The sequence below is a fragment of the Vibrio fortis genome (assembly GCF_000695685.1).
Classification (GTDB): Bacteria; Pseudomonadota; Gammaproteobacteria; order Enterobacterales; family Vibrionaceae; genus Vibrio; species Vibrio fortis_A.
The window spans coordinates 293,800-318,156 of record NZ_JFFR01000027.1; the positions used below are offsets into that span (position 1 = coordinate 293,800).

28 protein-coding genes and 1 pseudogene are annotated in these 24,357 nt (G+C 42.4%); 12 read left to right on the forward strand and 17 right to left on the reverse strand.

The features are described from left to right. The first annotated feature begins 218 nt into the window (after positions 1 to 218). The 9 genes from VFDL14_RS05685 to VFDL14_RS24085 all read left to right on the forward strand — a co-directional run bounded on the left by VFDL14_RS05685 (position 219) and on the right by VFDL14_RS24085 (position 8,701). Positions 219 to 581: a late competence development ComFB family protein gene (locus VFDL14_RS05685; RefSeq protein ID WP_032552521.1), complete on the forward strand. Its 363-nt coding sequence runs from the start codon at positions 219 to 221 to the stop codon at positions 579 to 581. A gap of 50 nt (positions 582 to 631) precedes the next feature. After that, positions 632 to 913: an HlyU family transcriptional regulator gene (locus VFDL14_RS05680; protein ID WP_032552522.1), complete on the forward strand. Its 282-nt coding sequence runs from the start codon at positions 632 to 634 to the stop codon at positions 911 to 913. Positions 914 to 1,214: 301 nt separating this feature from the next. Then, positions 1,215 to 2,762, forward strand: coding sequence for a Re/Si-specific NAD(P)(+) transhydrogenase subunit alpha (gene pntA / locus VFDL14_RS05675; RefSeq protein WP_032552523.1), 1,548 nt, complete (start codon positions 1,215 to 1,217; stop codon positions 2,760 to 2,762). Between the two features lie 12 nt (positions 2,763 to 2,774). Then, positions 2,775 to 4,154, forward strand: a complete 1,380-nt coding sequence (pntB, locus tag VFDL14_RS05670; protein WP_032552524.1) for a Re/Si-specific NAD(P)(+) transhydrogenase subunit beta — start codon at positions 2,775 to 2,777, stop codon at positions 4,152 to 4,154. A 161-nt stretch (positions 4,155 to 4,315) separates the two neighbouring features. Further along, on the forward strand, positions 4,316 to 5,785 hold the full coding sequence (gene vxrA, locus VFDL14_RS05665; RefSeq protein WP_032552525.1) for a sensor histidine kinase VxrA: 1,470 nt from the start codon (positions 4,316 to 4,318) through the stop codon (positions 5,783 to 5,785). After that, positions 5,760 to 6,419, forward strand: a complete 660-nt coding sequence (vxrB, locus tag VFDL14_RS05660; RefSeq protein WP_032552526.1) for a response regulator transcription factor VxrB — start codon at positions 5,760 to 5,762, stop codon at positions 6,417 to 6,419. The genes vxrA and vxrB overlap by 26 nt, the downstream gene beginning before the upstream one ends. A gap of 2 nt (positions 6,420 to 6,421) precedes the next feature. Then, positions 6,422 to 7,309 carry a DUF2861 family protein gene (locus tag VFDL14_RS05655; protein ID WP_032552527.1) on the forward strand — a complete coding sequence of 296 codons (888 nt, stop codon included), beginning with the start codon at positions 6,422 to 6,424 and terminating at the stop codon, positions 7,307 to 7,309. Between the two features lie 51 nt (positions 7,310 to 7,360). After that, positions 7,361 to 8,509 carry a conjugal transfer protein TraF gene (locus VFDL14_RS05650; protein WP_032552528.1) on the forward strand — a complete coding sequence of 383 codons (1,149 nt, stop codon included), beginning with the start codon at positions 7,361 to 7,363 and terminating at the stop codon, positions 8,507 to 8,509. Between the two features lie 42 nt (positions 8,510 to 8,551). Then, positions 8,552 to 8,701 (forward strand): YoaH family protein, encoded by a 150-nt coding sequence (locus VFDL14_RS24085; protein WP_084181902.1) that lies wholly within the window; start codon positions 8,552 to 8,554, stop codon positions 8,699 to 8,701. Between the two features lie 446 nt (positions 8,702 to 9,147). Here the strand turns inward: VFDL14_RS24085 and VFDL14_RS05645 are convergent, their stop codons facing one another. Both VFDL14_RS05645 and VFDL14_RS0123390 read right to left on the reverse strand, forming a co-directional pair. After that, complete coding sequence (locus VFDL14_RS05645) at positions 9,148 to 10,413, reverse strand: GGDEF domain-containing protein (RefSeq protein WP_050487462.1); 1,266 nt, start codon at positions 10,411 to 10,413, stop codon at positions 9,148 to 9,150. Positions 10,414 to 10,734: 321 nt separating this feature from the next. After that, positions 10,735 to 11,226 (reverse strand): annotated as a pseudogene (locus VFDL14_RS0123390) (helix-turn-helix domain-containing protein); the annotation flags it as partial. A gap of 169 nt (positions 11,227 to 11,395) precedes the next feature. Here VFDL14_RS0123390 and VFDL14_RS05640 point away from each other — a divergent pair. Further along, on the forward strand, positions 11,396 to 11,764 hold the full coding sequence (locus tag VFDL14_RS05640; RefSeq protein ID WP_032552529.1) for a phage protein: 369 nt from the start codon (positions 11,396 to 11,398) through the stop codon (positions 11,762 to 11,764). A 71-nt stretch (positions 11,765 to 11,835) separates the two neighbouring features. On the opposite strand, the gene VFDL14_RS05635 is transcribed toward VFDL14_RS05640, so the two are convergent. From VFDL14_RS05635 to VFDL14_RS05590, 11 genes are all read right to left on the reverse strand, one after another. After that, a complete protein-coding gene (locus tag VFDL14_RS05635; RefSeq protein WP_032552530.1) occupies positions 11,836 to 12,609 on the reverse strand; it encodes a helix-hairpin-helix domain-containing protein in 774 nt (257 codons plus the stop codon). 52 nt (positions 12,610 to 12,661) lie between these two features. Next, positions 12,662 to 13,351: a hypothetical protein gene (locus VFDL14_RS05630; protein ID WP_032552531.1), complete on the reverse strand. Its 690-nt coding sequence runs from the start codon at positions 13,349 to 13,351 to the stop codon at positions 12,662 to 12,664. Positions 13,352 to 13,937: 586 nt separating this feature from the next. Continuing rightward, the gene (locus tag VFDL14_RS05625; protein ID WP_032552532.1) at positions 13,938 to 15,362 is read right to left on the reverse strand and encodes a zonular occludens toxin domain-containing protein; all 1,425 of its coding nucleotides are present in this window, start codon (positions 15,360 to 15,362) and stop codon (positions 13,938 to 13,940) included. 1 nt (position 15,363) lies between these two features. Then, positions 15,364 to 15,708: a hypothetical protein gene (locus tag VFDL14_RS05620; RefSeq protein ID WP_032552533.1), complete on the reverse strand. Its 345-nt coding sequence runs from the start codon at positions 15,706 to 15,708 to the stop codon at positions 15,364 to 15,366. A gap of 2 nt (positions 15,709 to 15,710) precedes the next feature. Beyond that, complete coding sequence (locus VFDL14_RS24855; RefSeq protein ID WP_160168798.1) at positions 15,711 to 17,099, reverse strand: hypothetical protein; 1,389 nt, start codon at positions 17,097 to 17,099, stop codon at positions 15,711 to 15,713. Positions 17,100 to 17,233: 134 nt separating this feature from the next. Beyond that, a complete protein-coding gene (locus tag VFDL14_RS05615; RefSeq protein ID WP_032552535.1) occupies positions 17,234 to 17,455 on the reverse strand; it encodes a hypothetical protein in 222 nt (73 codons plus the stop codon). Between the two features lie 19 nt (positions 17,456 to 17,474). After that, positions 17,475 to 17,702 carry a hypothetical protein gene (locus VFDL14_RS05610; protein WP_032552537.1) on the reverse strand — a complete coding sequence of 76 codons (228 nt, stop codon included), beginning with the start codon at positions 17,700 to 17,702 and terminating at the stop codon, positions 17,475 to 17,477. Between the two features lie 12 nt (positions 17,703 to 17,714). Further along, positions 17,715 to 18,056, reverse strand: coding sequence for a DUF1293 family protein (locus VFDL14_RS05605; RefSeq protein WP_032552538.1), 342 nt, complete (start codon positions 18,054 to 18,056; stop codon positions 17,715 to 17,717). Continuing rightward, positions 18,044 to 19,156, reverse strand: a complete 1,113-nt coding sequence (locus VFDL14_RS05600) for a replication initiation factor domain-containing protein (protein WP_032552539.1) — start codon at positions 19,154 to 19,156, stop codon at positions 18,044 to 18,046. The genes VFDL14_RS05605 and VFDL14_RS05600 overlap by 13 nt, the downstream gene beginning before the upstream one ends. Continuing rightward, on the reverse strand, positions 19,146 to 19,346 hold the full coding sequence (locus VFDL14_RS05595) for a hypothetical protein (RefSeq protein ID WP_032552540.1): 201 nt from the start codon (positions 19,344 to 19,346) through the stop codon (positions 19,146 to 19,148). Before VFDL14_RS05595 ends, VFDL14_RS05600 begins: the two co-directional genes overlap by 11 nt. A gap of 4 nt (positions 19,347 to 19,350) precedes the next feature. Beyond that, on the reverse strand, positions 19,351 to 19,938 hold the full coding sequence (locus VFDL14_RS05590) for a 3'-5' exonuclease (protein WP_032552541.1): 588 nt from the start codon (positions 19,936 to 19,938) through the stop codon (positions 19,351 to 19,353). A gap of 151 nt (positions 19,939 to 20,089) precedes the next feature. On the opposite strand from VFDL14_RS05590, the gene VFDL14_RS05585 reads away from it, so the two are divergent. After that, the gene (locus VFDL14_RS05585; protein WP_032552542.1) at positions 20,090 to 20,446 is read left to right on the forward strand and encodes a DUF3693 domain-containing protein; all 357 of its coding nucleotides are present in this window, start codon (positions 20,090 to 20,092) and stop codon (positions 20,444 to 20,446) included. Between the two features lie 169 nt (positions 20,447 to 20,615). On the opposite strand, the gene yciH is transcribed toward VFDL14_RS05585, so the two are convergent. Together yciH and VFDL14_RS05575 are read right to left on the reverse strand one after the other, a co-directional pair. Beyond that, on the reverse strand, positions 20,616 to 20,927 hold the full coding sequence (gene yciH / locus VFDL14_RS05580; protein WP_032552543.1) for a stress response translation initiation inhibitor YciH: 312 nt from the start codon (positions 20,925 to 20,927) through the stop codon (positions 20,616 to 20,618). Between the two features lie 6 nt (positions 20,928 to 20,933). Then, positions 20,934 to 21,308 (reverse strand): DUF3319 domain-containing protein, encoded by a 375-nt coding sequence (locus VFDL14_RS05575; RefSeq protein ID WP_032552544.1) that lies wholly within the window; start codon positions 21,306 to 21,308, stop codon positions 20,934 to 20,936. A 100-nt stretch (positions 21,309 to 21,408) separates the two neighbouring features. Here VFDL14_RS05575 and VFDL14_RS05570 point away from each other — a divergent pair, with 100 nt between their 5' ends. Next, entirely contained in the window at positions 21,409 to 22,380 is a 972-nt protein-coding gene (locus VFDL14_RS05570; protein ID WP_032552545.1) for a tyrosine-type recombinase/integrase, read from the forward strand. A gap of 23 nt (positions 22,381 to 22,403) precedes the next feature. Here VFDL14_RS05570 and VFDL14_RS05565 read toward each other — a convergent pair whose 3' ends face one another. Next, positions 22,404 to 23,399, reverse strand: a complete 996-nt coding sequence (locus VFDL14_RS05565; protein ID WP_032552546.1) for a D-alanine--D-alanine ligase — start codon at positions 23,397 to 23,399, stop codon at positions 22,404 to 22,406. A gap of 174 nt (positions 23,400 to 23,573) precedes the next feature. Continuing rightward, the gene (locus VFDL14_RS05560; RefSeq protein WP_032552547.1) at positions 23,574 to 24,143 is read right to left on the reverse strand and encodes an SPOR domain-containing protein; all 570 of its coding nucleotides are present in this window, start codon (positions 24,141 to 24,143) and stop codon (positions 23,574 to 23,576) included. Positions 24,144 to 24,357 lie beyond the last annotated feature (214 nt).

Consider the following 24,357-nt stretch of genomic DNA (forward strand, 5'->3'; position numbering starts at 1 on the left):
TATCTAAACTGATGATTCTATAACTAATACTAGTAATGTAGGATACGGCTTAAATTCCAATTGCCAAGCTTTTTACCTGTTTTTAGATAAAAACATAGTGATGGATTGTGAATAATGCAACAAAGTGAGTATGTTTATTGTTGATATTATTGGTATAACCGACTAAAAGTTAAGTAGAACTGGCGCAATCAATAACTTGAATCATGGAGAGATAAGATATGCAGATCAGTGTTGACGTTCATAACTATATGGAAACACTCGTTGGTCAGGTGCTAACGACAGAAGAATATGTATCAAGTTATTCTCAGGAGCAATTGGCCGATCTTGCGTGCTTAGCTCTGGGGCAATTAAAGCCGATCTATATTCGCTATGACATCGACTTTTTGGCGGCTTTGCCAGAGGAGAAGTTGGTTTTATACAAGCGAAATAGTGAGATCGCAGTCAAAAATGCAGAAGCGATGATTTTAGATGATCGAAGAAAAAATCGCTCCCAAGATATCCCGGTTATCTTCTCACATCACAATTTTGACGATGATGTTGAGCTTGATTGGTATGAAAAGCCACTGTTGAAGAACACCTAGTCGTGGTACGTTAGATGAGTCCTTGGTCGTTGAATTAGGAGTATAAAAACGTGGGATTTTTTTCAAAGCTATTTGGAAGTAAAGAAAAAACCGAACAAGCCGTTGCTGTTGAACCTGTAGAATATAAAGGTTTCAATATCTATCAAGAAGCATTGGCTGAATCGGGGCAATATAGAGTCGCTGGGCGTATCGAGAAAGAAATTGATGGTGAAATGAAATCTCATCGTTTTATTCGTTCGGACGTTGTTTCAAACAAAGATGATGCCAACGAACTGATGCTGAAAAAATCTCAAATGTTTATCGATCAGATGGGCGATAACATTTTTAGCTAGCCAATTAGGGCTAGACTTGATGTTGGTCATAATTTTAAGAGCCTTCAGTGTATATGCTGAAGGCTCTTTTTAGTTTTTAAGGAAAAAGAGCAGCTAGATAGTTGTTATATAAGGGATTAATTTCAAGTGGTTTGACCTCTTAACCTCATTTGGTTGTCTTTTAGCCCCTCAAAATCGATGAAATTACATCCAATCCGTTATATGTAATAACTTTTTCTGTTCTTTGAATAAAACGCTTGAAGTATTAGTTATCGTTAGATACAAACGAATAAGTCATTGTGCCAATAGTCAAGGAATAGCTATGCAAATTGGTGTACCAAAAGAAACCCTCGCAGGTGAAACGCGAGTCGCTGCTTCTCCAAAATCGGTAGAACAGCTTTTAAAGTTAGGATTTGAAGTTTGTGTTGAAACACAAGCGGGCGCTTTAGCAAGTTTTGATGACTCAGCTTATGAAGAAGCTGGCGCTAAAGTAGTCTCTGCTGACCAAGCTTGGGAATCCGATATCATCCTTAAAGTCAACGCTCCTATTGTTGACGAAAATCTCGACGAAATTGCGCTTATCAAAGAAGGTGCGAGCCTGATCAGTTTTATCTGGCCAGCTCAAAACCCAGAATTGATGGAGCAGCTGTCTAGCAAGAATATCAATGTAATGGCAATGGATTCGGTCCCACGTATTTCACGTGCCCAAGCATTAGATGCATTGAGTTCAATGGCAAATATTGCAGGTTATCGTGCCGTGGTTGAAGCTGCTCATGAGTTTGGTCGCTTCTTTACAGGCCAAATTACTGCAGCAGGTAAAGTACCACCGGCTAAAGTGCTGGTTGCAGGTGCTGGTGTTGCTGGTCTTGCCGCCATTGGTGCTGCTGGCAGTCTAGGCGCAATCGTTCGTTCGTTTGACGTCCGCCCAGAAGTAAAAGAACAAGTCGAGTCGATGGGCGCTGAATTCTTAGAAGTGGATTTCCAAGAAGACACCGGCGCTGGTGACGGCTACGCGAAAGAGATGTCTGATGAATTCAACAAGAAAGCAGAAGAACTCTATGCCGCGCAAGCGAAAGACGTTGATATCATAATTACAACCGCATTGATTCCAGGTCGTCCTGCACCGAAGCTAATCACTAAAGAGATGGTCGATAGCATGAAGCCGGGTAGTGTGATTGTTGACCTTGCTGCGGCTAATGGTGGTAACTGTGAATACACGGTTGCAGACCAAGTAATCACAACAGCAAATGGCGTTAAGGTTGTTGGCTACACCGATATGGTAGGTCGCCTTCCAACTCAGTCTTCACAGCTGTATGCAACTAACCTTGTTAACCTACTTAAACTCCTTTGCAAAGAAAAAGACGGTAACATCAATATTGATTTTGATGATGTTGTTCTTCGTGGTGTGACTGTGGTTAAAGAGGGTGAAGTGACGTGGCCTGCGCCACCGATTCAAGTTTCGGCTCAACCTCAACAGGCAAAACCGCAAGCTGCGCCAGTTGAACCTAAAGTTGAAGAACCGAAATCTCCAGCGAAGAAAATTGCAGGCATGGCGATCGCAGTTGGTGCCTTTGCATGGATCGCTTCTGTTGCTCCGGCAGCGTTCTTATCGCACTTCACGGTATTTGTACTGGCTTGTATTGTTGGTTACTACGTAGTTTGGAATGTTAGCCACTCTTTGCATACACCGTTAATGTCGGTGACGAATGCAATCTCAGGCATCATTGTTGTTGGTGCGTTACTTCAAATCGGTCAAGGCAGTGGGGTTGTTACCTTCTTGTCGTTCATCGCCGTGTTAATTGCAAGCATCAACATATTTGGTGGCTTTACCGTTACCAAACGCATGCTTGAAATGTTCCGTAAAGACTAAGGAGTATAACGGATGTCTGAAGGATTAGTACAAGCAGCTTACATTGTCGCTGCTGTATTCTTTATCATGAGTCTTGCTGGGCTTTCTAAGCAAGAATCGGCTCGTGCTGGTAACTACTATGGTATTACTGGCATGGCAATCGCTCTGTTTGCAACGATCTTTGGTCCTTATTCTGAAGGCCTAGTGTGGATCATTATTGCGATGGTGATCGGTGGTGGTATCGGTATCCACTATGCGAAAAAAGTAGAAATGACTGAGATGCCAGAACTGGTCGCAATCCTACACAGCTTTGTAGGTATGGCAGCAGTATTGGTTGGTTACAACAGCTACATCGATGCACCTGAAGCAGCAACACACGCAGAGCATGTTATCCACCTTGTGGAAGTTTTCCTTGGTGTATTCATTGGTGCGGTGACGTTCACTGGCTCAATTGTTGCGTTTGGTAAGCTACGTGGTGTGATTTCGTCGTCAGCATTGAACATCCCTCACAAGCACAAATGGAACCTGGCTGCGATTGTTGTTTCTACGTTCTTAATGATCATGTTCGTCAAAGCTGATGGTAGCATGTTTGCTCTGATTGTAATGACGTTGATCGCTTTTGCATTCGGTTACCACCTGGTTGCTTCTATCGGTGGTGCAGACATGCCGGTAGTCGTATCTATGCTTAACTCGTACTCGGGTTGGGCAGCCGCCGCTGCTGGTTTCATGCTAGCAAATGATCTATTGATCGTAACTGGTGCTCTAGTGGGTTCATCAGGCGCAATTCTGTCTTACATTATGTGTAAGGCGATGAACCGCTCATTCGTTAGTGTTATCGCTGGTGGCTTTGGTCAAGAAGTTACTGTATCTGGTGATGCTGAAGAGCAGGGCGAACACAGAGAAGCGTCGGCAGAAGAAGTCGCTGAAATGTTGAAAGGTTCTAAGTCTGTAATTATCACACCTGGATACGGCATGGCTGTAGCGCAAGCACAATACCCAGTGCATGAGATCACTGAAAAGCTTCGTGCACAAGGTGTTGAAGTGCGATTTGGTATCCACCCTGTAGCAGGTAGGTTACCGGGTCACATGAACGTACTGCTTGCTGAAGCTAAGGTACCGTATGACATCGTTCTAGAAATGGACGAAATCAACGACGACTTTACTGAGACAGACACTGTGCTTGTCATTGGTGCGAACGACACAGTTAACCCAGCAGCGTTAGAAGATCCAAATAGCCCAATCGCAGGCATGCCTGTACTAGAGGTTTGGAATGCGCAAAATGTTATTGTTTTCAAGCGCTCTATGAATACCGGTTACGCGGGTGTACAGAACCCACTGTTCTTTAAAGACAACACGCAAATGTTGTTTGGTGATGCAAAAGAGAGCTGTCTAAGCATTCTAGAGCACTTATAAGAAACCGTTAAATGACAAGGGACTCGATTGAGTCCCTTTTTTTGGTTAGTGCTTTTACATTCATATAAATTATTGCCGCATAATTGATGACAGTTATCGGATTGCTAAGGTAAAAATTTATCTTTGATAGCGAATGGTATATATTTGATTTATCTGTATGAATTAGCGCTTGGCTTGTGACGATTAAACAAACATTATCATTTATTACATTAAGCTTTTTCGTTTCAGCAACTGCTTTCGCTGACTCGTTGCCTGAGCGTATCGATCATTTTACTAAGTTGTTTGATCATGAAACGGCGGTCGAATCCTACGACATTCGTGTACTGCAAGCCGACTACCCAACCAGCTTAATCATGCCATCAGCTATGCTACCGCAAACGGCAAAGTATCCGCTGAAGGATATTCAAAGGCTATATCAATTATCGAAAACGTGTAGTGGAAAACTACCGCTTAGCCCTTTAATTACCGAGCCTTTAGTGTTTACACGAGCCATGTGTAAAGGGACAGTGTTATCGGATCGCTGGTTCAGTCGTAGTGGTTTGATTCACCCTGGTGGCGGTTCATACGCAGCACGTTACGTAGAACAGTACCCAGAAAAGTTTGAATCGCTAAAGCGCTTTATGCACATTCAAGAGCGACCAAATGAAGATCATGATGAGCTTCTGACTCGCCTAAAACACATGAACAGCGAAGCGATTACTGCATTACTGGCTGGTGCGAGCATGTTTGTAGAGCTCGATGAACTATGGCTTAAACGCGGTGATCGATACTATTTGTATCAAGAACCAATCTGGACTGAGAATGCGCAACTAGCCGGTCTTTCATATCGGCTGTCAGATGAAGACAATAGCTGTTTCGTTCAGCGAGGCAATATTTGTTGGGAGATCGAAGATCACTCAGAGCTACTTCAAATCGCGATGATTGTTCTAGTGGTTGCAAATATCTTGTTGGTGATTGGCTGGTCTATCTATCGTTGGAACGTACGCAAACAAGAGATGAAGAGTCGTATGTTAGTACTGCAGATCCTAACACACGAACTTAGAACGCCTATCGCCAGCCTGTCATTGACAGTAGAAGGTTTTAGGAGAGAGTTTGAACACCTTCCTGAAACGGTTTATGACGAATTCAGGCGCCTTTGCGAAGATACACGCCGATTAAGGCAACTTGCCGAAGCAAGTAAAGACTACTTACAGTCTGACAATCAACCTCTCGCTACCGAATGGGTACCAAGCGTACAAGAGTGGTTGGAATTTAAAATTGAAGAGGAGTTTGGTCCTGATATCAAACTTGTCATTAACCAAGACATCGCTGCGAAAGTAAACGTTTATTGGTTAGGAACTTGTATCGATAACTTGATCAGAAATGCGGTTAAGTACGGAGTTCCACCAGTTACGCTTGATCTCACGACTTCTGACAAGAAGCTGACATTCAAAGTGATAGATAATGGAGACTTGACCCGCAAAGACTGGGGCCAGTTACGCAAACCGTTTGTAAGTAAGAGCGGTCTTGGTTTAGGCCTAACGATAGTTGAATCTATGGTTGGGAAAATGGGTGGACACATGACTCTCATCGGGCCCCCGACAACATTTATTTTGGAGATACCTTGTGAAACAGACATTGCTTCTCGTTGAAGATGATAAAAACTTAGCTGATGGTCTTCTAGTTAGCCTAGAGCAAGCTGGATATGAATGTTTGCATGCAGAACTCATCTCTGAAGTTGAAGGGTACTGGGAACAGGCTGATCTTGTAATCCTCGACCGTCAACTTCCAGATGGCGATTCAGTGGATTCTCTACCTGGTTGGAAAAAGAAGAAAGATATCCCAGTTATTCTGTTAACAGCACTTGTTACGGTAAAGGACAAAGTTGCTGGTTTAGATTCTGGTGCGAATGACTATCTAACAAAACCATTTGCAGAGGCTGAACTATTTGCACGTATTCGCGCGCAACTGCGTTTACCGGATGCAGAAGAGCAGGATAGCTCTAAAGTTGTTGCTCAAGACTTAGTCATCGATAAGGCGACACGTGAAGTCTTCTTTAAAGATCAAGAAGTAACATTAACACGTACTGAGTTTGATTTGCTTCTGTTCTTAGCAAGTAATCTGGGGCGTGTTTTCACGCGTGATGAACTACTTGATCACGTGTGGGGTTACAATCACTTCCCAACGACTAGAACTGTTGATACGCACGTACTACAGCTTCGTCAAAAACTACCTGGTTTAGAAATTGAAACACTACGTGGCGTTGGCTACAAAATGAAAGCGTAATAATGAAACGAAAAGCACTTCCACTATTACTGATGGCGATGACCAGTTTCCCTAGCTCGGCAACCGAGTGGTTTACTGGCAGTAATGCATTAACACAGGTCCATAAGCATATATTGAATGATGACCTGACGTTGATGTTCGATTCATTGGTGGAAGTGTGGCAAAGCAATACTTCTAAGGTGCGAGAGCAGCATCTTAATGAACTATTCAATCAGGCGTTAAATAAAGATTGTGGTAAGACGTTAACCAAGAATACTTTGCCTGATTGGATAAGTTCAGTCGTTATAAAGCGACACATGATTCAAAGCCCGGGCAGAGATACGTTTCGCTTGGTCATCGACTTAGAGTCTACTGAAAACATTCAAAACATATCCCTAGACAAGTGGGTTGATAAAACTCTGTCATCCGATAGCCAGATGACTAAAAGCGCTAAGAAAGTTGAGAATAGCGATGCTTATTTGTACAACAAGCGCTATAACTTGTCGTCACCTGTTCAGTCCGGCTTGTATCGTCTAAGTGTAAAAGTTGAAGATGGAGTAACTTGGAGTACTTGGGTTATTTTTGGTGAAGTACAGCTCAAACAGCAAGTACGCTGGGCATCTAAAGACTCCTGGCGCATTGATAAGAAAGAGCTTTTAAATCCGTATTGTCCGTTGCCACGCTTAGAAGTTGGGCTTTATGATTACGTCAATGAACGCTATGAGCGTGTTTGGGGTAAGAGCTATGAGTCTGATTATCCAATGCAACTAAAGGGTGAAGATATTCCAAGTGATCGCTACGTTCTGGCCGTTTCAATGGCACACGCGCGTTGGCAAGGTGATATAACCATCGAACAGACACAAACGATAAGTAAAACGTATGATATTTCTAGCGAGGAGGAGTTAAAGTAAATTACAATCATGCCGATAACAATGTAAAGGACTTAACAAAGAACTATCAGCATGAACAAAACGACAAAACTACTCGCAACGTCAATAGCCTTAGCTAGCCTTCCTGCTACTGCAGCAAACTATGCCATCGAAGCGCGCGGAGACGCTATGGGTGGCGTTGGTGTTGTATCAGCTAACTTCTTAACAGCCCCATTTTATAACCCAGCTTTAGTTGCTATTTATCGTCGTAACGATGACTTAGGTATGATCACGCCAAGTTTTGGTGGTAACTACAACGACCCAGATGATATGAAATCAAATATCGATGCGGTCCTCGACGCAACTACCAGTGCTGAAATCACAAATGCATTAAACAAGCTCGACGGAAACCAAGCAAGCGTAGACCTAGGTGGCGTTGTTGCTTTCGCGATTCCAAACCAGTTTGTAGCTGCAAACGCTTTTGCAAAAGCCTACACAGAAAGTTTTGCCTCACCTGATGTTTACAATAATGTAGGTGCTAGCGACCAACAGAAACTCGAATTGTCTGCCGTTGAAGCTGTGTCTATAGGTGTAACTGAAGTCGGATTATCTTTGGCAAAGTATCAAACTTTTATGGGGCAACACCTATCATTTGGTGTCACTCCGAAGTTACAAAGAATCTATACATATAATTATGTAACTGACATCAATAACTATGACCTTTCAGATGTGCGTGAAAATGGTGAAGGTGAAACTGCATTTAACATTGATGCGGGAGCACTTTGGTTCTTTGGTCCATTTAGAGTTGGCTTCTCAGCAACAAATTTGATTTCACGTGATATCGTAACTAAAGATACTACGAGAACATTAACAAGTGGTGGTCAAAGCAATGATGTTGGTGGTCAGTACTCTTATAAGCTTGAACCTGTTTACACCGTCGGTGCAGGCATAGTAGCTGACTACTTCACGCTAAGCGTTGATTACGATATCAATGAAGCTGAAAAGTTCACAAGCTTTGATGACAATGAGCAGATGATTCGTGTTGGTACCGAGGTGGACATTTTACGTCAACTGAAGCTGAGAGGAGGGTACTATAAAAACCTAGCTTACTCTGATTCTGAAGGTACTGTTACAGCTGGTATCGGACTATCTCCTCTAAATCTTTTCCAACTTGATATTAGTGCAAACTACACTAACGAAAATGCAATGGGCGCTTCTATCAATTTCCTTGCTAGTTACTAATTGTGCCTATATAGTTCAGCTCCATAGTAAAAGGAGCTGAACATGCTAAACGACTTACCAACACTGACTCACGAAGAACAACAAGCTGCTGTTGAGAGAATTCAAGAACTCATGACCAAAGGTGTTAGTACAGCAGAAGCTATCAAGATAGTGGCTCAACAAATTCGAGAAGAATCAGAATCTAAAGAGTAGGGCATTAAGCCCTTCTTTTTTAACTACTAGTGCACTATAACTAAATCATTCTTTTCAGTATCTACGCTCTCTCAGCCTCCAATCAAACGACAAATCTTCCTCTCCATAACAGAAACAATAATAAAATCAGCATCTTAGCTTAGTATAAAATACTACGGGAAACTTAACGCGATCAGGTGTGTAATAAAATTACGGTGTGCATTACATAAGGTTACCCATGCGCATTCCCGCTTCAAGTTTGGGTGTCAATTTATATGGCACCGGTTGGTTTCGGTTTTTCTTTCGAAGGCAGTTGTTTGTTCAGTGGCTGTTTTTATTGATATTAAACGGATTATCCGTGTGGCAATCATTCTCACTCTGAATCAAGTGATACACTAGTGTTACGTAAACTTAGAAAGTAATAGTTATAGAATTTAGATTATATAGCGCTTTGATGGACCAGGCGGTTAAAGGTAGACAACCCTATTACGACCTTGGTTCTTTGCTTGATAGAGAGCTGTATCAGCACGCTTAATCGCGGTACGCATCGACTCCTTTCGATCCAATTGAGTTAAACCAATAGACGCAGTGATTTCTAATAATTCCGGCCAAAGATTACGAGCCATGGCTTCCATAAACTCAGATATCTTGTCGTTACACTGTGACGCATCTTGCTCTAAGCATACCAGTAAGAACTCTTCACCACCCCAGCGATACATTAAATAGTTATCATTGAAGACTTGTTCCGATAGGTCGGAGAACTCCCGTAACACATTGTCACCAATGTCATGGCCATGGGTATCATTGACCAATTTGAAATGGTCTAAATCGAATAGCGCTACGTGGATAGCCTTGCCTTGTTGTATAAGCCTTTCGAAGTGGTAAAAGCTGTCCAAGGCTTGAGTACGGTTTCTTGCTCCCGTGAGTGAGTCGGTTGTTGCTTTAACTCGAAGCTCTGCGATCTCGCGCTTGAGCTGGATCGCTTTGGCATCAGAAACCTTGCGACAACGATGTATTAGATACATAGAACCCGCTACGTAATAAATTGCGAATGCTACCCATAAGCCGATCAAAACTCTGATGAGCGTTAAGTGTGAAATGACTTTTCCGTGAAAAACTATGTTGTAGATAGTTAACTGATGTAGGCCCTCTAAAGTACTCGAACCTAATCCAAGTTCTACCGATACTGTATTGGTGATATCAACACCACTTTTTGTAATTGGATGGTTGTAGAAGTCAACCCACCATAAAGGTACGTTGAAATACTTTAAATCAATATTTTCTTTGTCATTAAACGAAAAGTCGAATCGGTTAAACTTATTGGATATCGGATCTTCAGTAACACTGTACGCATCATTGTGATTTCTTGCGTAAAACCTAAAGCGGGGATTCTCTTGGCCTTCGTAATCCATATTGATGGTGACAGAGTCATATTTGGAAAGATCTACGCCTTGTCCTTCTTCTGATATAACAAACTCAACCTCACAGAAAGGCGAACGATAATCTCTTTTAAAGTTGCAGTGTAACGTTATTGAATCATTTTCTTGCGTAATATGGCCGCGCGTACCACCACCATAGTCTTGATCAGTATTCACTTTTAGATCGAAACGGTCAGGCGTAACGGTAAAATTTTTGTCCATACCTATGTGGAATGAGATTAGCGAAAAAGCAGTGATTGCGAGACATGTCACCGCAAGGAACACATTAAACTGTCTAAATGTTCTTTCGTTCATTAATCTAATCCGTGAGAATTCTTCTATCAAGCAGTTGATATTGATACGATTTCGAGAAGCGTACGATTCTAAAAGGCTAGGGAGCACACTGATACTGTACACACAAAACTCTGACACACATTTGACATAGTTAAACGGCAACTATTTGGATTGGGTACATTTAGTCACAACGTAACTTAATAGCAGTTATTATAGTAAGTCAGAACTCTATTTGAAAATGCTTCTCTATGTCATGATCGGATAATCAGACAGCTAGAATCACCATTGGCCGAATATTTTGAGTTCACAATTGACTCATGTGAACAGGGATTGGTAATCAGGTTCTTCGATAATGACTAAAAGGCAACATTTATCGCTGCGGCCTTCAAACCAATCATGGTGTGAGCCATCAATTTGAATGAGCTCACCGAGACAATCCCGTCGATAGCGAGGTTGATATACTCGAGGTTTACGCTTGCTATGAGGCACCCATAAACCGTCAGCGATCATCCATTGTCGCAAAGTCTCAAGAGATACCGAGACGTCATGGAGTTCTTGAAGTTTTTCGTGGGCTAGCGTTGGTCCGAAATCAGAATAGTACTGATGAATGAGTTCTAATGCTTGCAGCTTGACGCTTTCATTGACACGATTTGAAGACGGCTTGCCTCGATTTCCATGCGCCAGAGAAGCTGCGCCTTGTTGAATGAAGCGAGTAATGAGCCGTTGGAGTTGTCGATAACTTAAACCTAATAACTTTAAAGCGTCGCGTCGGCTTAGGTTTTGGTGTAAGACATCTTGGATTATCGTCAGTCTTTGTAATTCTCGGTCGTTCATAGTGATTAGCATCCTCAAACCTCCAAGGAAATGTAGGACATTTTCACTTGGTAATATTAGGACATTTTCGCTTTGTTATAACAAGCCAACTGCGTATTATCCGTGCTTATGTTGAATAGAGTTGCATACTGCTTGAGTGTTCAACCCTTTGCTTATCAAAGGGTTTATGATGAAGTATCGAGAAATGACCAAGAATTACATTTTTCGTGAATTGGAGTGCCAATTAACTAAGGAAGAGACAGCAGAGCTTTGTTTTAAAAGTGTGAGGACAGTCACGCGATGGGACGAGGGGCAGATAATCCCATCTGAGTGTAAAAGACTCATGAGAATGTCAAAAGGCAGAGAGCTTGGAGTTACTCAAGACTGGAACGGTTTCAAAGTTCATTACGATAAAATAGAGCTACCAACAGGCCAAATGGTAACAGCGCAACAAATTCTTCTAGGCATCGCCTTACTGGAAATACAATCTGAATTAGAGTTACAAACGTCAACGAAAATCGCAAAATTTGCTAGAGCAATAGCCAAACTGGCAAGATAAAACAAGGGCTACATAAGGTGTAGCCCTCACGAGTTCAGATTGATGAAAAAGTCGAGCTTTTGAAATTCATTTTATGCAGTTAAAGCATTTAAACGAATTGCAGATTTTACTTCTGCTATTTTTTCCAGTATTTTTTCTGCGCTTTTATTCCCGACTCCGTCCAGTTCCATTAATTGGTCTTTCGTAAGGTGCGTTACATCTTCTACTACCTTATAGCCTAAGCTTATTAGTGACTTCTCAACTCTGGAATTAATGCCAAGAATAGGTCTTAGATAACCTTCATCTCTGTAATGAAAATTTGCTAGGTCTTCAAATGAAAAGTCGACGTTAAACATCAAAATATCGATTATAGAGTCGTAATTGTTGTAATACGCTAATAGTTTGTCTTCGACGTACAGTAACTCAGGGTGGTCAGCCTTAAAGGTGTCAATGAGTTTTACCCGTTCAAAAATGCTAATATTTTCAGAATATATGTCCTTAATCGAACATACAAATGTAATATAGTCGTCACGATTAGACCCACTCGCATCAGATGCTCCGACATCGTTATCATCGTCTAAGGAATATTTTTGCTTAACCTTTGGCAACCAAATACCATGTTGCTGTTCTCTAAGGTAATCAGGAATTTGGGCTTCATTTGCCACATGCATTCCGTTTGCCCTCAGAATTTTACAAGGTGTTCTGATCTGAAACGTTGGCGAAAACTGTAAACCGTCTACAACATCCCCGAAGCCTGAAGAACTATATGAATTAGTAGTTTCGTTGGACTTAATTGTTAAATCTTGACTTTCGTTGTGAGCTTGAGAGCGGCTACTACCAAACAAACTTAAAATCTTTCTGAACATATCCTCTCCAATACGGGTGAGTATAATAATCACAAATCCCGTTTAATTATTGTTATAAGCTTTCCTTCAACGCAAAAACCGTATTCATTAACTCTTTCGTATCGACAACTTGAACGATATCAGAAATGTCGCCTAACTTGAGCGATATTGCACCAGAACCTGCTTCACGGCCTAAAACAATTCGATATTCACGTTGCCAGCTATAATCATTGAATTTGTTGAATACATCCAAGCTTTGGTGGTGTTGTTCACGACGAACATATTCCACTGAACCAGCTATCTTTTTGCTCGGATAAATTGAACCCAAATTCTCATCAGACTCGATAGCTTTGTGAAGTCTTGCCATGAATTGATGTAAACCTGCGCCTTGGATCAACACAGCCTTGCTACCAAACGACTCGAATTTTTCATTAAGCCTAAATGGTTTGCATAAATCATGATGAGTAATCATGGTCATGCAATAGACATTTATAGAGTCTGCTAATGGTTGAAATACATCTATCTTATCGACAGGCTCAACACGAGTACCATCTTTAACTAATGTCATTTTTACCGATTGCGAATCATAACTGGCAGTTAGACCTTCATAACGGTCGGCTCTTAAGTGTTCTTCGTCATCTTCACAGGTTCTAAAATACTCAAGTGTATTCATGAAGAGTAAACCTTCATTAAGAAAACTATCAACATACTCTGGCGCCATAAATTTTATAAAACACCCAATTTTCATATCTGATTTAGTCATGAATAACTCCTAGACTTCTAACAGTTCTTAGCCAGAATATTTTTATACAGAATCTTTATGCTTGGCATCTTTCACACAGCAATATTACTAAAAAATATCACGCAAAAATAGTCATCTACCATCGGCAATGGATAGCCTATTATACATGCGCTGAATTGCTTGAAATAAAGATCTAGCGCACTTCGTTTGCAACTAAAGACGGTTTACCAAGAGCTGATAGTTAGGTCGAATTTACCCCCGTGATACAACACGGGGGTCGAGCCGCCCACAGCGTCGCGCTCGCTGTTCAGCTCTCACGACTCTCGCGAAGCTGTGAGCGGACTATAGAAAGTGATTAGAATAGGTGGGTTGCTGTGGCAGAACTCCCCACTGATGCGGAAAGGCTCTGCAAGGGATGTTCTGGCAGGAAGGGGGGAGGTATTTCATATTTTCAGCTTGGGCAGTTAGAAACACTCGCCAGTTAATTTTCGAGAACCATTGACCATCATCAGGTGGCTCGGTGCATCGTTCGCGCTCCGCTCTCACTTATCCCTGCGGGGCGAGTATGTCATTTTTTGACAAACCACCGATAGCGGTTTGTCATTCATCACATACTGAAGATATCTACAGACTGCTGAACGTTCTCCACCTTAGCGCCTAGCAAGTCATCGCCCTCGGCTGCGATGACCATACCGCTTACCGTAGGTGGACAAGTCAGCATCCTTGTCACCGACTTACCTGATACCTGAATCAAACAGTCATCAATCAGCTCGAACCGATACCCGTATCGACCCAAGATATCCGACCGTATGTAAAAGGTCTCAACTCCTTTATCAATCCTAAAGACATAGTCCGAGTATTCACCAAACCCAGACGGATAAACCGTCCGGTTAACCGAAGTGAGGTAAACACCCGTAGAACCATTAAATACCGGAAAGGCATCAAAGAACGGATTCACATCATCAAAAAGACTTTCAGTAGAACCTTGAGCAGTAGCATCGCCAGAACCCAACCGAACAGAACTTTGCCCATCTTGGTTAGGAACAGTTTCAGATACTGGAGCGTTAGACGGAGTAGATAGAGTAGGCGAGTTGGTAGAGGCAGCTGGCGCAGCAACCGTTTCAACTTCACCCATATCAGAATCAGATAGTACATCAGTTAAGTCCCATAAGAATTTACCAACGGCCAGTAAGCCGATGAGGATTGAAAGAACAAACTTAGGCGATTTAAGAACGGAGATATCAGACTTGGTAGCGTTGAAACCACCCGTTCCGGTCGACTGGTAAAGAGCAAACACATCAACAGGGATTTTCTTATTGGTACTGCTCGCCATATCCGCTTTAGTGGTCGGTGCGGTCTTGGTTGATTTGGGTGGGTGATTGAAGATACGAGGCTTACGACTTCGAAAGAATGTATCGGTAGAACGGTGTGAATACGCTTCACCTGCACAACCTTTTAACCAAGTCGGTATGGCCGTGTAGTCTGGGGTGAGCATGACGATATCCCACTGATACTTTCGATGACGCATGAACGCACCGTAGAAATCAAACGGGTAGAGTAGACGGTTGTTTTCATCCAGCTGCGTACGTTCACAATCATCCACATCACCTACATCAAAAGAGTCAGGGTCAACAGGAAGCCAACGCGAATAGAAGAGTTCTGAAAAGCCTTTAGGTAAGTAATCAACAAAGTCGGAGAAAGGACGTTGAAGAAACTTCTCACGCTTAAACCCTGCTTCTGTACAGTACAAATCCTGACACTCATCAATCACAACAAAAGCGCCAATTGGCATCCAGTTGAACCAGTTTTGCCAGAGCATGACCCCCTCAGAAGATCGTGTGAAGATCCTAATTAATGTGGCTGACTCAGGAAACTTTTCACCCAAGATTTCCTCGATAGATTCCTTGGGTTTCAGTCCCTCGATGTTGGTAACGACCGTACGGCCATCACGCAAAGCAGGGAGAATTTCAAACCAAGTTACGTAAGCTGTTTTGTAAGCTCCGTTAGAGCCATGACGAAAAGATACAGCCATATCACCACCCCATAATTCTAAGAACAAATGCCGTAGCAAACGCATCAACTATGATACGAACCGCATCAACAATCCCCAGTTGATAACAAGCAAAGCGGAGGTCAGCAGGAAGTTTGTTAAAGGCCATGTTGAGAACGGTGTAAACCTCATATTCAGACAGGAGCAAAGAGGCAACGTTATAAGCCAATTCGAGCATCTGAATCTTTAGGTAGATATACAGCTTAATAGCCCAGAACCAAGCATAGGCAAAAGCTTCCAGAATAAGATCAGGGATAGAGGCGAAGAAATCATAAATACTGCCAAAGACAGTGACAATAAAGTCAAGAGCATCGTAGAAATATTCCATTATTAAACCTTTGAACGTCCAGACGAAAGCAGGATGAAGCCTGCAAACAAAGTAGCGATAAACAAGATCACCGTTCTAATCATGTCGGTGTTATTGACACCAAGAGAACTAAACAAGTTAAAACCTACATCCACATCCCAACGACTGAGATTGAAAGAAGTGCCGTCATAAGAACCATTAGAGAAAGACATTTGACCAAGCTTTAAAGGGGACTTTTTAAGTTTACGTTTTAGCTCATCTTCAAGTTCCTCAACCTCAGTTTGTAAGGCAGCAACCGAACCCGTTAAAGCAGTTCCAGAACCGTAGCCCTCACCATTGGCCGGACTGGTGAACGTACCGGACTTGCCCAGGGCTTCTTCGATAGCATCTTTGATATCACCCTTAGTCAGTCCATCACCATCAGAGTCACCACCACCGGAACCCGAACCGCTACCACCAGAACCTAAGCCACTACCACCAGAACCAGAGCCGCTACCACCAGAACCAGAGCCGCTACCACCGGAACCAGAGCCGCCACCACCGGAACCAGAGCCGCTACCATCAGAACCAGAACCACTACCATCGGAACCAGAACCACTACCATCGGAACCAGAACCACTACCATCGGAACCAGAACCACTACCATCAGAGCCAGAACCACCACCACCAGAGCCTGAGCCATCACCACCAGAGCCTGAGCCATCACCACCAGAGCCTGAGCCATCACCACCAGAGCCAGAACCGTCACCACCAGAGCCTGAGCCATCACCACCAGAGCCAGAACCGTCACCACCAGAGCCAGAACCGTCACCACCAGAGCCTGAGCCATCACCACCAGAGCCTGAGCCATCACCACCAGAACCCGTACTACCTCCAGAACCCTCCGAGCCAGTACAAGATTTACCAGTGTAGTTATATAAACCAAAAGGGCGAGGGTCGTTGTCTGTTCCGTTTTGTACCCAAGCAGCAGTGCTAGAAAGTTCAGCTCGACAGCTATTTTGGCAAACAGCAGAAACCTTGGCTGTACCGATAGGGAAGATCATAAAGCCTAAACGTTCACCTTCCATTTCCTTACAGGGATTTTCACACTTGCCAGTTTCTTCATTGAGCTTTGTCCCTTTAGGGCATGAAGTAACTTTACATGCGAAGAACACCCCCGATTCAGAACCACTGTTATAGGTAAGCCCAAAGTGGGAACACGTTTTATATGAAGAGTAGGTAATGGACTTGATCTTCTTACCATTGCGTTCTGAGCCTACGCACGCATTTTTTATAGCTCCAATAGTTCCAACCCAACCCGATGTAATACCACAAGCATCATAGTAAGAAGTTTTAACGTGATAAAAATTACTACCACTTGCGAATGACAGACCAGAAAAGAACAAGAGAAAGACAATGAGGAATCTATTCATGCGATTCACCAAAATATATAAGCAATAAAAAAGGGAGCCGAAGCTCCCCGTTAATCAACCTGATATCACTCCCGTGTAGACCCCATAAAGGAATGAGGCACACATTAAAGAACCGAGAACGATAGAGGTAATCATTACTTACGAAGCCAAGAAACAACCATTCCAAGACCAAAGCCAAGAGCAGCAATACCAATCACGCCGGATGTAGTTAAACCGACCATCGACTTACCAGAGGCAACCGCAGCATTGATAGCCGTCTCAGCGGCTGATGGGTCAGCCGCAAAAGCAGAACCAGAGGTAAGAGCCACAGCAGCCACAAGAGATTTATTGCTTACAATCTGACGAAGTTTAATCATAATTATTTTCCTTAAAGGGTTAACGAAAGTGTTTTAATACTCGGCCTAGGACATGGCCACCAACGAAAGTAACCAAGCTTTGACCAACGACAAATTCATAGAGAGATTTGTCAAACTCAATTAATGACCAATCAAATTGACCATTTACTAGTTGCGATAACTGCTCTTTGGATACCAAGACATACTCACAAACATCACCGGATGATTGCTGTAGGACACCATCAATAACAGTTACGCAAATCGACATAGCACCAACGACCTAGCTATTTTTCATAGATGTTTCGAAGTGCTTTTTGACATCTTCATCGACAGGGATGAGAGCCGTAACCAAGATATCAAGCGGGTCATCCGCGCTTGCACCAAGGTTCAATTCATATTCACGATTAGGGACAAACGCACGAGTTTGGATAAGTTTACGAGCGTAGTTCACATCAATTTTTAGAGGCTGTTTGTTGTATGGAATGTCAGTGGTGTAGCCAATTCCGGTCTGTTGGAACTTCTCCACATCAACTTCTTCAACACCACGAAGCACTGAAAGTTCAGCGACTTCCATATTAGATTTAGGGAAACGCTTGATAGAGATACCAGTTATTGTAGGCATATTGTTGACTCCAAAATTTCGATTTTCTTTTTCGTGTATTCGTCAGGCACTCCTAACGAGGTTTCAAAGTTGGCGCGTCTGTGATGAGTTGGAATGAGCATCCCGAACGCTTCACCCAAATCACCCTCAGTCATTGCCACGATTTCAGATAGCGCCTTACCACATTGACGACGAACCCAAGCGATACGAGCGAAGAACTCTAAACCTTCTTTCTTCTTGTTTAGCTCAAGTTTCATCGGTTCAGCTGGGTCGATACTGGCTGCGAAGTCACAGATGCCCGCGAACGCAGAAGCAGGAGAGGCAAGGAGTGACAAATCGCACTTCTTCAATTCCACTTCATTGCGGTACCAAATCACTTCAGGGTCAGTAATGTTTTGCTCAAACTTCTTGTTATAGACTCGCCAGTAAACCGTTGACGTGCGAGAGCCAACCAATACCGCTTCTTCTGATAACTCGCCAGATTGAGAAACGCGCTTATGAGGAACCATTGTGGGACCACGACCACGAGAAGCAGTGCGAAATGCTCCCTCATAAAAACATTTCTCAGCGTACTTACAGTCAAAGATTCCAGTGTAGTCATCCACGCACAAATCAAGACGGGCTAGGCGAGTGATACCCAAGAGCGACAACCACCAATGCACCTTTTTGTGTGGGATGAACTCAAACAGCTTCGAACAACCTGTGCCGTTGATTTGGACAAACACCGTGTTGTTGTTGCCACCGATACCGACCAAACCACATTCAACCGTTCCCGTTGAATCGTAAATCACCATCGAATCTTCATACCCGTGTAGACCACGGCCACGCATTGGAGACAAACGGAAGTTGAACACCTTAGCCATGAACTCATCGAACCTATGCGCTAAGACCTTGCTGCACTTGTTACGATGTAACTCCATAGATTTCTCTATGGCTTCTGGTGAGTTGACGCGGCCGTTAACGCTGACTTTTTTAAACTCAGGGAATTGCAAGTTAATAAAGTCTTGGTCGTTTGAGTTATCCAACAGACGTAACGCGCTGTAAGAAAACGAGAAAGCCAAGTGGTCAACTTGTACCGGACGAATTTCATCATGGTACTTATGAGGTTTCTTAGATGGCATGAAAAACCCCCTTAACCAAAAGCTCCTGATAGTTGTCGTCCGTAATCTCAACAACTTGGAAAGAAGTCATTCCGTAGTGCGTCATCAAGAATTGGTAAAACTCATAAGGCGTTTTGAAGAACTCATGACCCCAAGTGAAATAGGCGTTAATGCCATGATTGGGTTCATTGTCGAAGTAGATTGAATCCATGGTCTTAAGCCTCTGATGACTCAAGCTTGAGGTTTACTGCATCGATTAAACGACGAGTCATTTCACAGTCAGCTGTTGCGCGGTGAGCTGTTAAATCAGAAACATTGATGCTTTGTTGTAGGCAAGCATTGGATAAGGATTGCCATTTGTAATCATCGTGTTCATTCAATTCACCAAAGAACTCGGCATACCAATGCATGACACAGTGAGTCTTAAGACCAATGGTTTGGAGAAACGATCGGAAATCTTCAACTGATTCAGACGAAGCACCAGAGTATCGGAATGATTGGAACAAAAGGCGTAAGTCAAAAGACTCGTTGTAAATAAGCAAAGCATCGCAATCAGAAAGCAACGATTCGAGAGTTGATTTGATTTCAGAGAAAGTCGGGCGCCCAGCAACATCTAATGAAGTAATCCCGTGAATAGCGGAAGCATCTGAAGGAATTGGTTTCACTGGATCAACTAAAGAGTTGAACAAGACTTTTCCAGACTCAGCACAAATTAGAGAAACCTCGACAACTTCAGCAAATCTGTCTAGGCCAGTGGTTTCAGTATCTAAGATAACAGCGTTGTGAGTGTTGAGCTTTTTCATAAAACCACCATAGAGTTAGTCATGTAACAGATGACTTAGTGAGTACGTAATTTTTCATACAGTAGATACGAAATTTTACGTGCTGACAATACGATAAATTTTGTAGTTTTAAGCTAGAATCAAAGGAAATGAGCCAAGAGAGGTTTTCAAAATGTACACCCAAAAGCTAGTTGATGCTTACAAAATGCAGATGAACTATGTGCAATATAAGCAAGTTGCAGCTGATTTAGGCGTAAGCCCTCAAATGCTAACAGACGTTAGAAAAGGTCGAACGTTTCTAAAAGAAAATCAGATACTTATGATGGCCGACGTTGTTGGTGAGGATAAAGAAAAAGCACTTGTTGGGCTAGCTCTCGATAAGTCAAAAACGCATGAAGCGCAGACACTGTGGAACAGTATCGCAAAAAAGTATAACGGGCTCGGTTTAACAAGTATTTCAATGGCTTGCGGTGCTGTAGCCCTAGGAATGGAATCCTTAAATCAGTGCGTATTATCTATCTTATGTTAAATTAGATTTACTATAACTAAGGCAGAGCTCCATTAAGATACCCTGCCTTATCTTGTGCACACTCTCAGTGCTTGATATTAAAGTTATTTAACCGAAACGCTTATTTACCATAAAATAGCTAATATCTAACTATAATAATCTTCGATTCTTAACTTCAATATTAGCCAGCTTAGCCACCGGCCAGTTTAACTTTAAGACCTTTCTTTTCAAGGTGTGCTTTGATTTTGTCACGAGCGTCACCTTGAATTTCGATGTTGCCGTCTTTTACAGAGCCGCCACAACCGCAAACTTTTTTAAGTTCCGCAGCCATTAATTTAAGTGGCGCGTCATCTAGGTCTAAACCTGTTACAACGGAAACGCCTTTGCCTTTACGGCCTTTAGTTTCACGTTGAATTCGAACAATGCCGTCACCCTTAGGGCGCTCGACTTTTTCTTCCTCAGGTTTAATACGACCCGTTTCTGTGGAATACACTAAGCTCATAGTCTTTTACTTCTTTTGTTGTTGCTGTGCTTTTTGCTTTGCTACCAAGTAAGCTTCGATATGGCGCTGTATTGCCATTTTCGATCCCTTAATAAGGCGACCGTTAAACATACAGTACCAAGCGTTAGGTTCGCCTGTATCGTTCTTGATTTGATAACCATTAAAGTTTTCCGCTTGGCCACCTGAACCTGCTCGAGGTTTGTTTAATGAAGTGAACTCTTTTGGATCAATGATAGATGCAGTGTCAATCCACCAATCGATGCTCTTCTTCAAAGCGGTCAAGTTACCTTGAATTGCGTGGTTTTTTAATTTTGCACGCCAAATAGTATTCGTCGCATCTGTTGATTGCAGATGAACTCCTCGATAAATCGAATTAGCCATATCTATGAATCATCTTTCTGTTTTCACTACACTAATCATAAGTGTACTATTAATGATATCAAGCATAATATGACAAAAACACCTGACCAGGTACGGTAATTTGAGAAAAAAAGTTCCGGTTTTGACCGACCCTTCACAAGTTAATTTCTTTGTTAAGAAACTCAATAACGAGGCCTCTCTAGATGTTATAGATGAGTTGACTGACAATCAATATTCTCGAAATTCTATGCTAGGAATTCTATCGGACTGGAACCGCTATTTAGCATTTTGCCTTAAACATCATATTAATACATTGCCTGCTTCCGTCACAGCGATTCGTCGATTCCTCGAAACGGAAGCTCACGAACGTAAGTTTTCTTCACTAAAACGTTACACTGCAACGCTATCCCTTCTGCACACAATTTTGGGGTTCCCTAACCCAATAAAACACAAGCAGGTAAGATTTACCTTAGTTCAATTACAGATATCGAAATCAGGCGATGCGAAACAAACTAATGCGATGACTTATCATCATTTAAGCCAGCTCAACAACACGTTAGCAAAACCCAATGCACCTCTTAAAGATATCCGCGATGTTTCGATTTATAACGTGATGTTTGAATGTGCTTTAAAACGCTCAGAGCTCAAGAACTTAAAAGCCAGCCATATCTCAACCAGAGATGATGGTAATTGCGTCCATGTGGCAGACTCAACATATCAACTCTCAGAAGTAGCTTCTGGCCACCTACAACGTTGGATTGAAATGAGTGAGCCTTTCGATGAGCAACCTTTGTTTCGATCCATAGATCGACACGGTCATATTCACAACCAACCGTTAGATGATTCTTCGATCTATAGAATCGTAAGACGCGCAAGTGATCTGCTTGGACTAACCGGAAGTTTGAGCTTTTCTGGTAACTCTATCCGCGTGGGTGCTACACAAGAGTTGGCGAAACAAGGAATGACGATCAGAGATATTCAAGATTTTGGACGCTGGATGAGCCCAGTTATGCCGGCGCAATACTTAGGTCAGTTGGCTAAATCCGAAGAAGGGAAAATTGTTTTTAAACAAATTATTCCGTGGCAGCCATGATACTGCCACGGAGAGTTAGTGCTCTATTTCAGGCTCGTGCGCACACAGTTTTCAAGGAATGAACTAAATGTGTGACCGTTATGCTCAACCATTTTCGGGAACATTGAAATAGGAGTCATTCCAGGGAAGGTATTCACCTCATTTAGGTATATCTCATTATCTTCTGTTAGGAAGAAATCGATTCGTGACAGGTGACGAAGTTTCATCTGAGTAAATACTTTTCGAGCATCGTTATCAATCTGCTTCAACTGCTCTTCAGTTAAGTTCGTCGCTTCAACTTCCGTCGTTGAGTGACTATCGGCACCATATTTCTCTTCATATGTGTAAAACGCACCGTTAGGAGCAATGACTTCACCTGGTTTACTAATGTGCAGCTCACCATCGATCTCATAAGCTGCAACTTCTAGTTCACGAGGTACAACCGCTTTCTCAACTAATACTTGATCTGAGAAAGTAAATGCTTTGTTCACAGCTTCTTCAAGCTGATCGCTTTCAGTCACTTGGTAACAACCCACCGAAGAGCCTTGTCTTGCCGCTTTAACAAACACTTTGCCCCACTTTTCGAATGCTTCTTTCGCAGCTGTGTGGCTTTGTTCGTTATTATCTGAAAGGAAAAGATATGGCGTGTTAGGAATACCTAAAGCGTCGTACCATAACTTAGATGTTATTTTATTGAAGCTATTATTGCTTGCTTCTGAACCACAGCCTAAATACGGTATCTTCGCCATCTCAAACAAAGATTGGATATCACCAGTTTCACCAGGGAAGCCGTGAATACAAGGTGCAATAAAATCGATCTTCATTTGATCTTTATCGCCACAAAGCATTTGGTTATTGATATCTAGGTAGACCAACTCACCCGAATCAAGACACCACCCTTCACTTTTGATTTCGACACGTACAACATTGAAATCTTCAATGCTATTGAGTTGTTCGAAAAGATAGCCAGCTGATACTAACGATACTTCATGCTCTGATGAGCCGCCGCCGCATAGTAGAAGAATATTTGTGGTGTTCATTGTTTAATTCGGTCCTTGAGAACTCGGTTTACTTTCGTTCAATGATAAACAAATAGAGAGCGAGTTTCAGTATTTTGAAGGTGAAAGTGTTGATATCAAGCTTAAGCGTCTAACTATTGCACGAATACAACGATAAAAGAAAAAGAAGGAGCCACTGGCTCCCTCTTTAAATGATTAGTTCAGCTTATTCAGAGTTGGATATGCTGAGTTCTTGATCTCGTCGATGCTTTTAACAAATGGCTTCAAGTTTTGGAAAGTCTTTGGAAGCGTTGCGATAGCTTGTTTAGCTTCAGCTTTAGTCGCGTAGTCACCGTAAAGTACCGTGAACCATTTGGTACCATTAACAACTTTGTAGTTTTCCCAAACTGGTTGAGACGTTGTTGGCAATTGATTTACAAAAGAGTCCACTTTGCTTTGGCTGCCTACAGCAACAACTTGAACGGTGTAACCAAAACGTTGGTTCATTTGCTGCTTCTTGGAAGGACCTTTCACTGTAGCCACTGGTTTTACAGTTGCTGTCTGAGTAACTTCTTGTTTAACAGGTTCAGTTTTAACAACGTTAACAGTTACGTTTTCTTCGCTAACGCCTGAGCCCATTTGGTCTGATTTTGATACGACCGGAGCTTCAACTTGCGCAGTTTTGTACTCTTCTTGATAACTTTCTGAAGTCACATCCGTAATGTAGTTCTCAGATACACACGCAGCCAACAGAAGTGGCAGAGTCGCAATTGCAATTTTTTTCATGGAAAGCTCAACGTCCTTAATAAATAACTACTATAAATCATGCCGATAGCTCGGTATAGAATCAAGTTAACTTTAATATTATACACAATTTACGGGTGACCTATTTCACAAACTTAATCGCATATCGCATACATGATCTAATTTCGGTGAAATTCCCATCAACCTGGTTAGGAAAAGTACGCTAGGATGATGGTGTGTTTATCTGAAGGAAGTA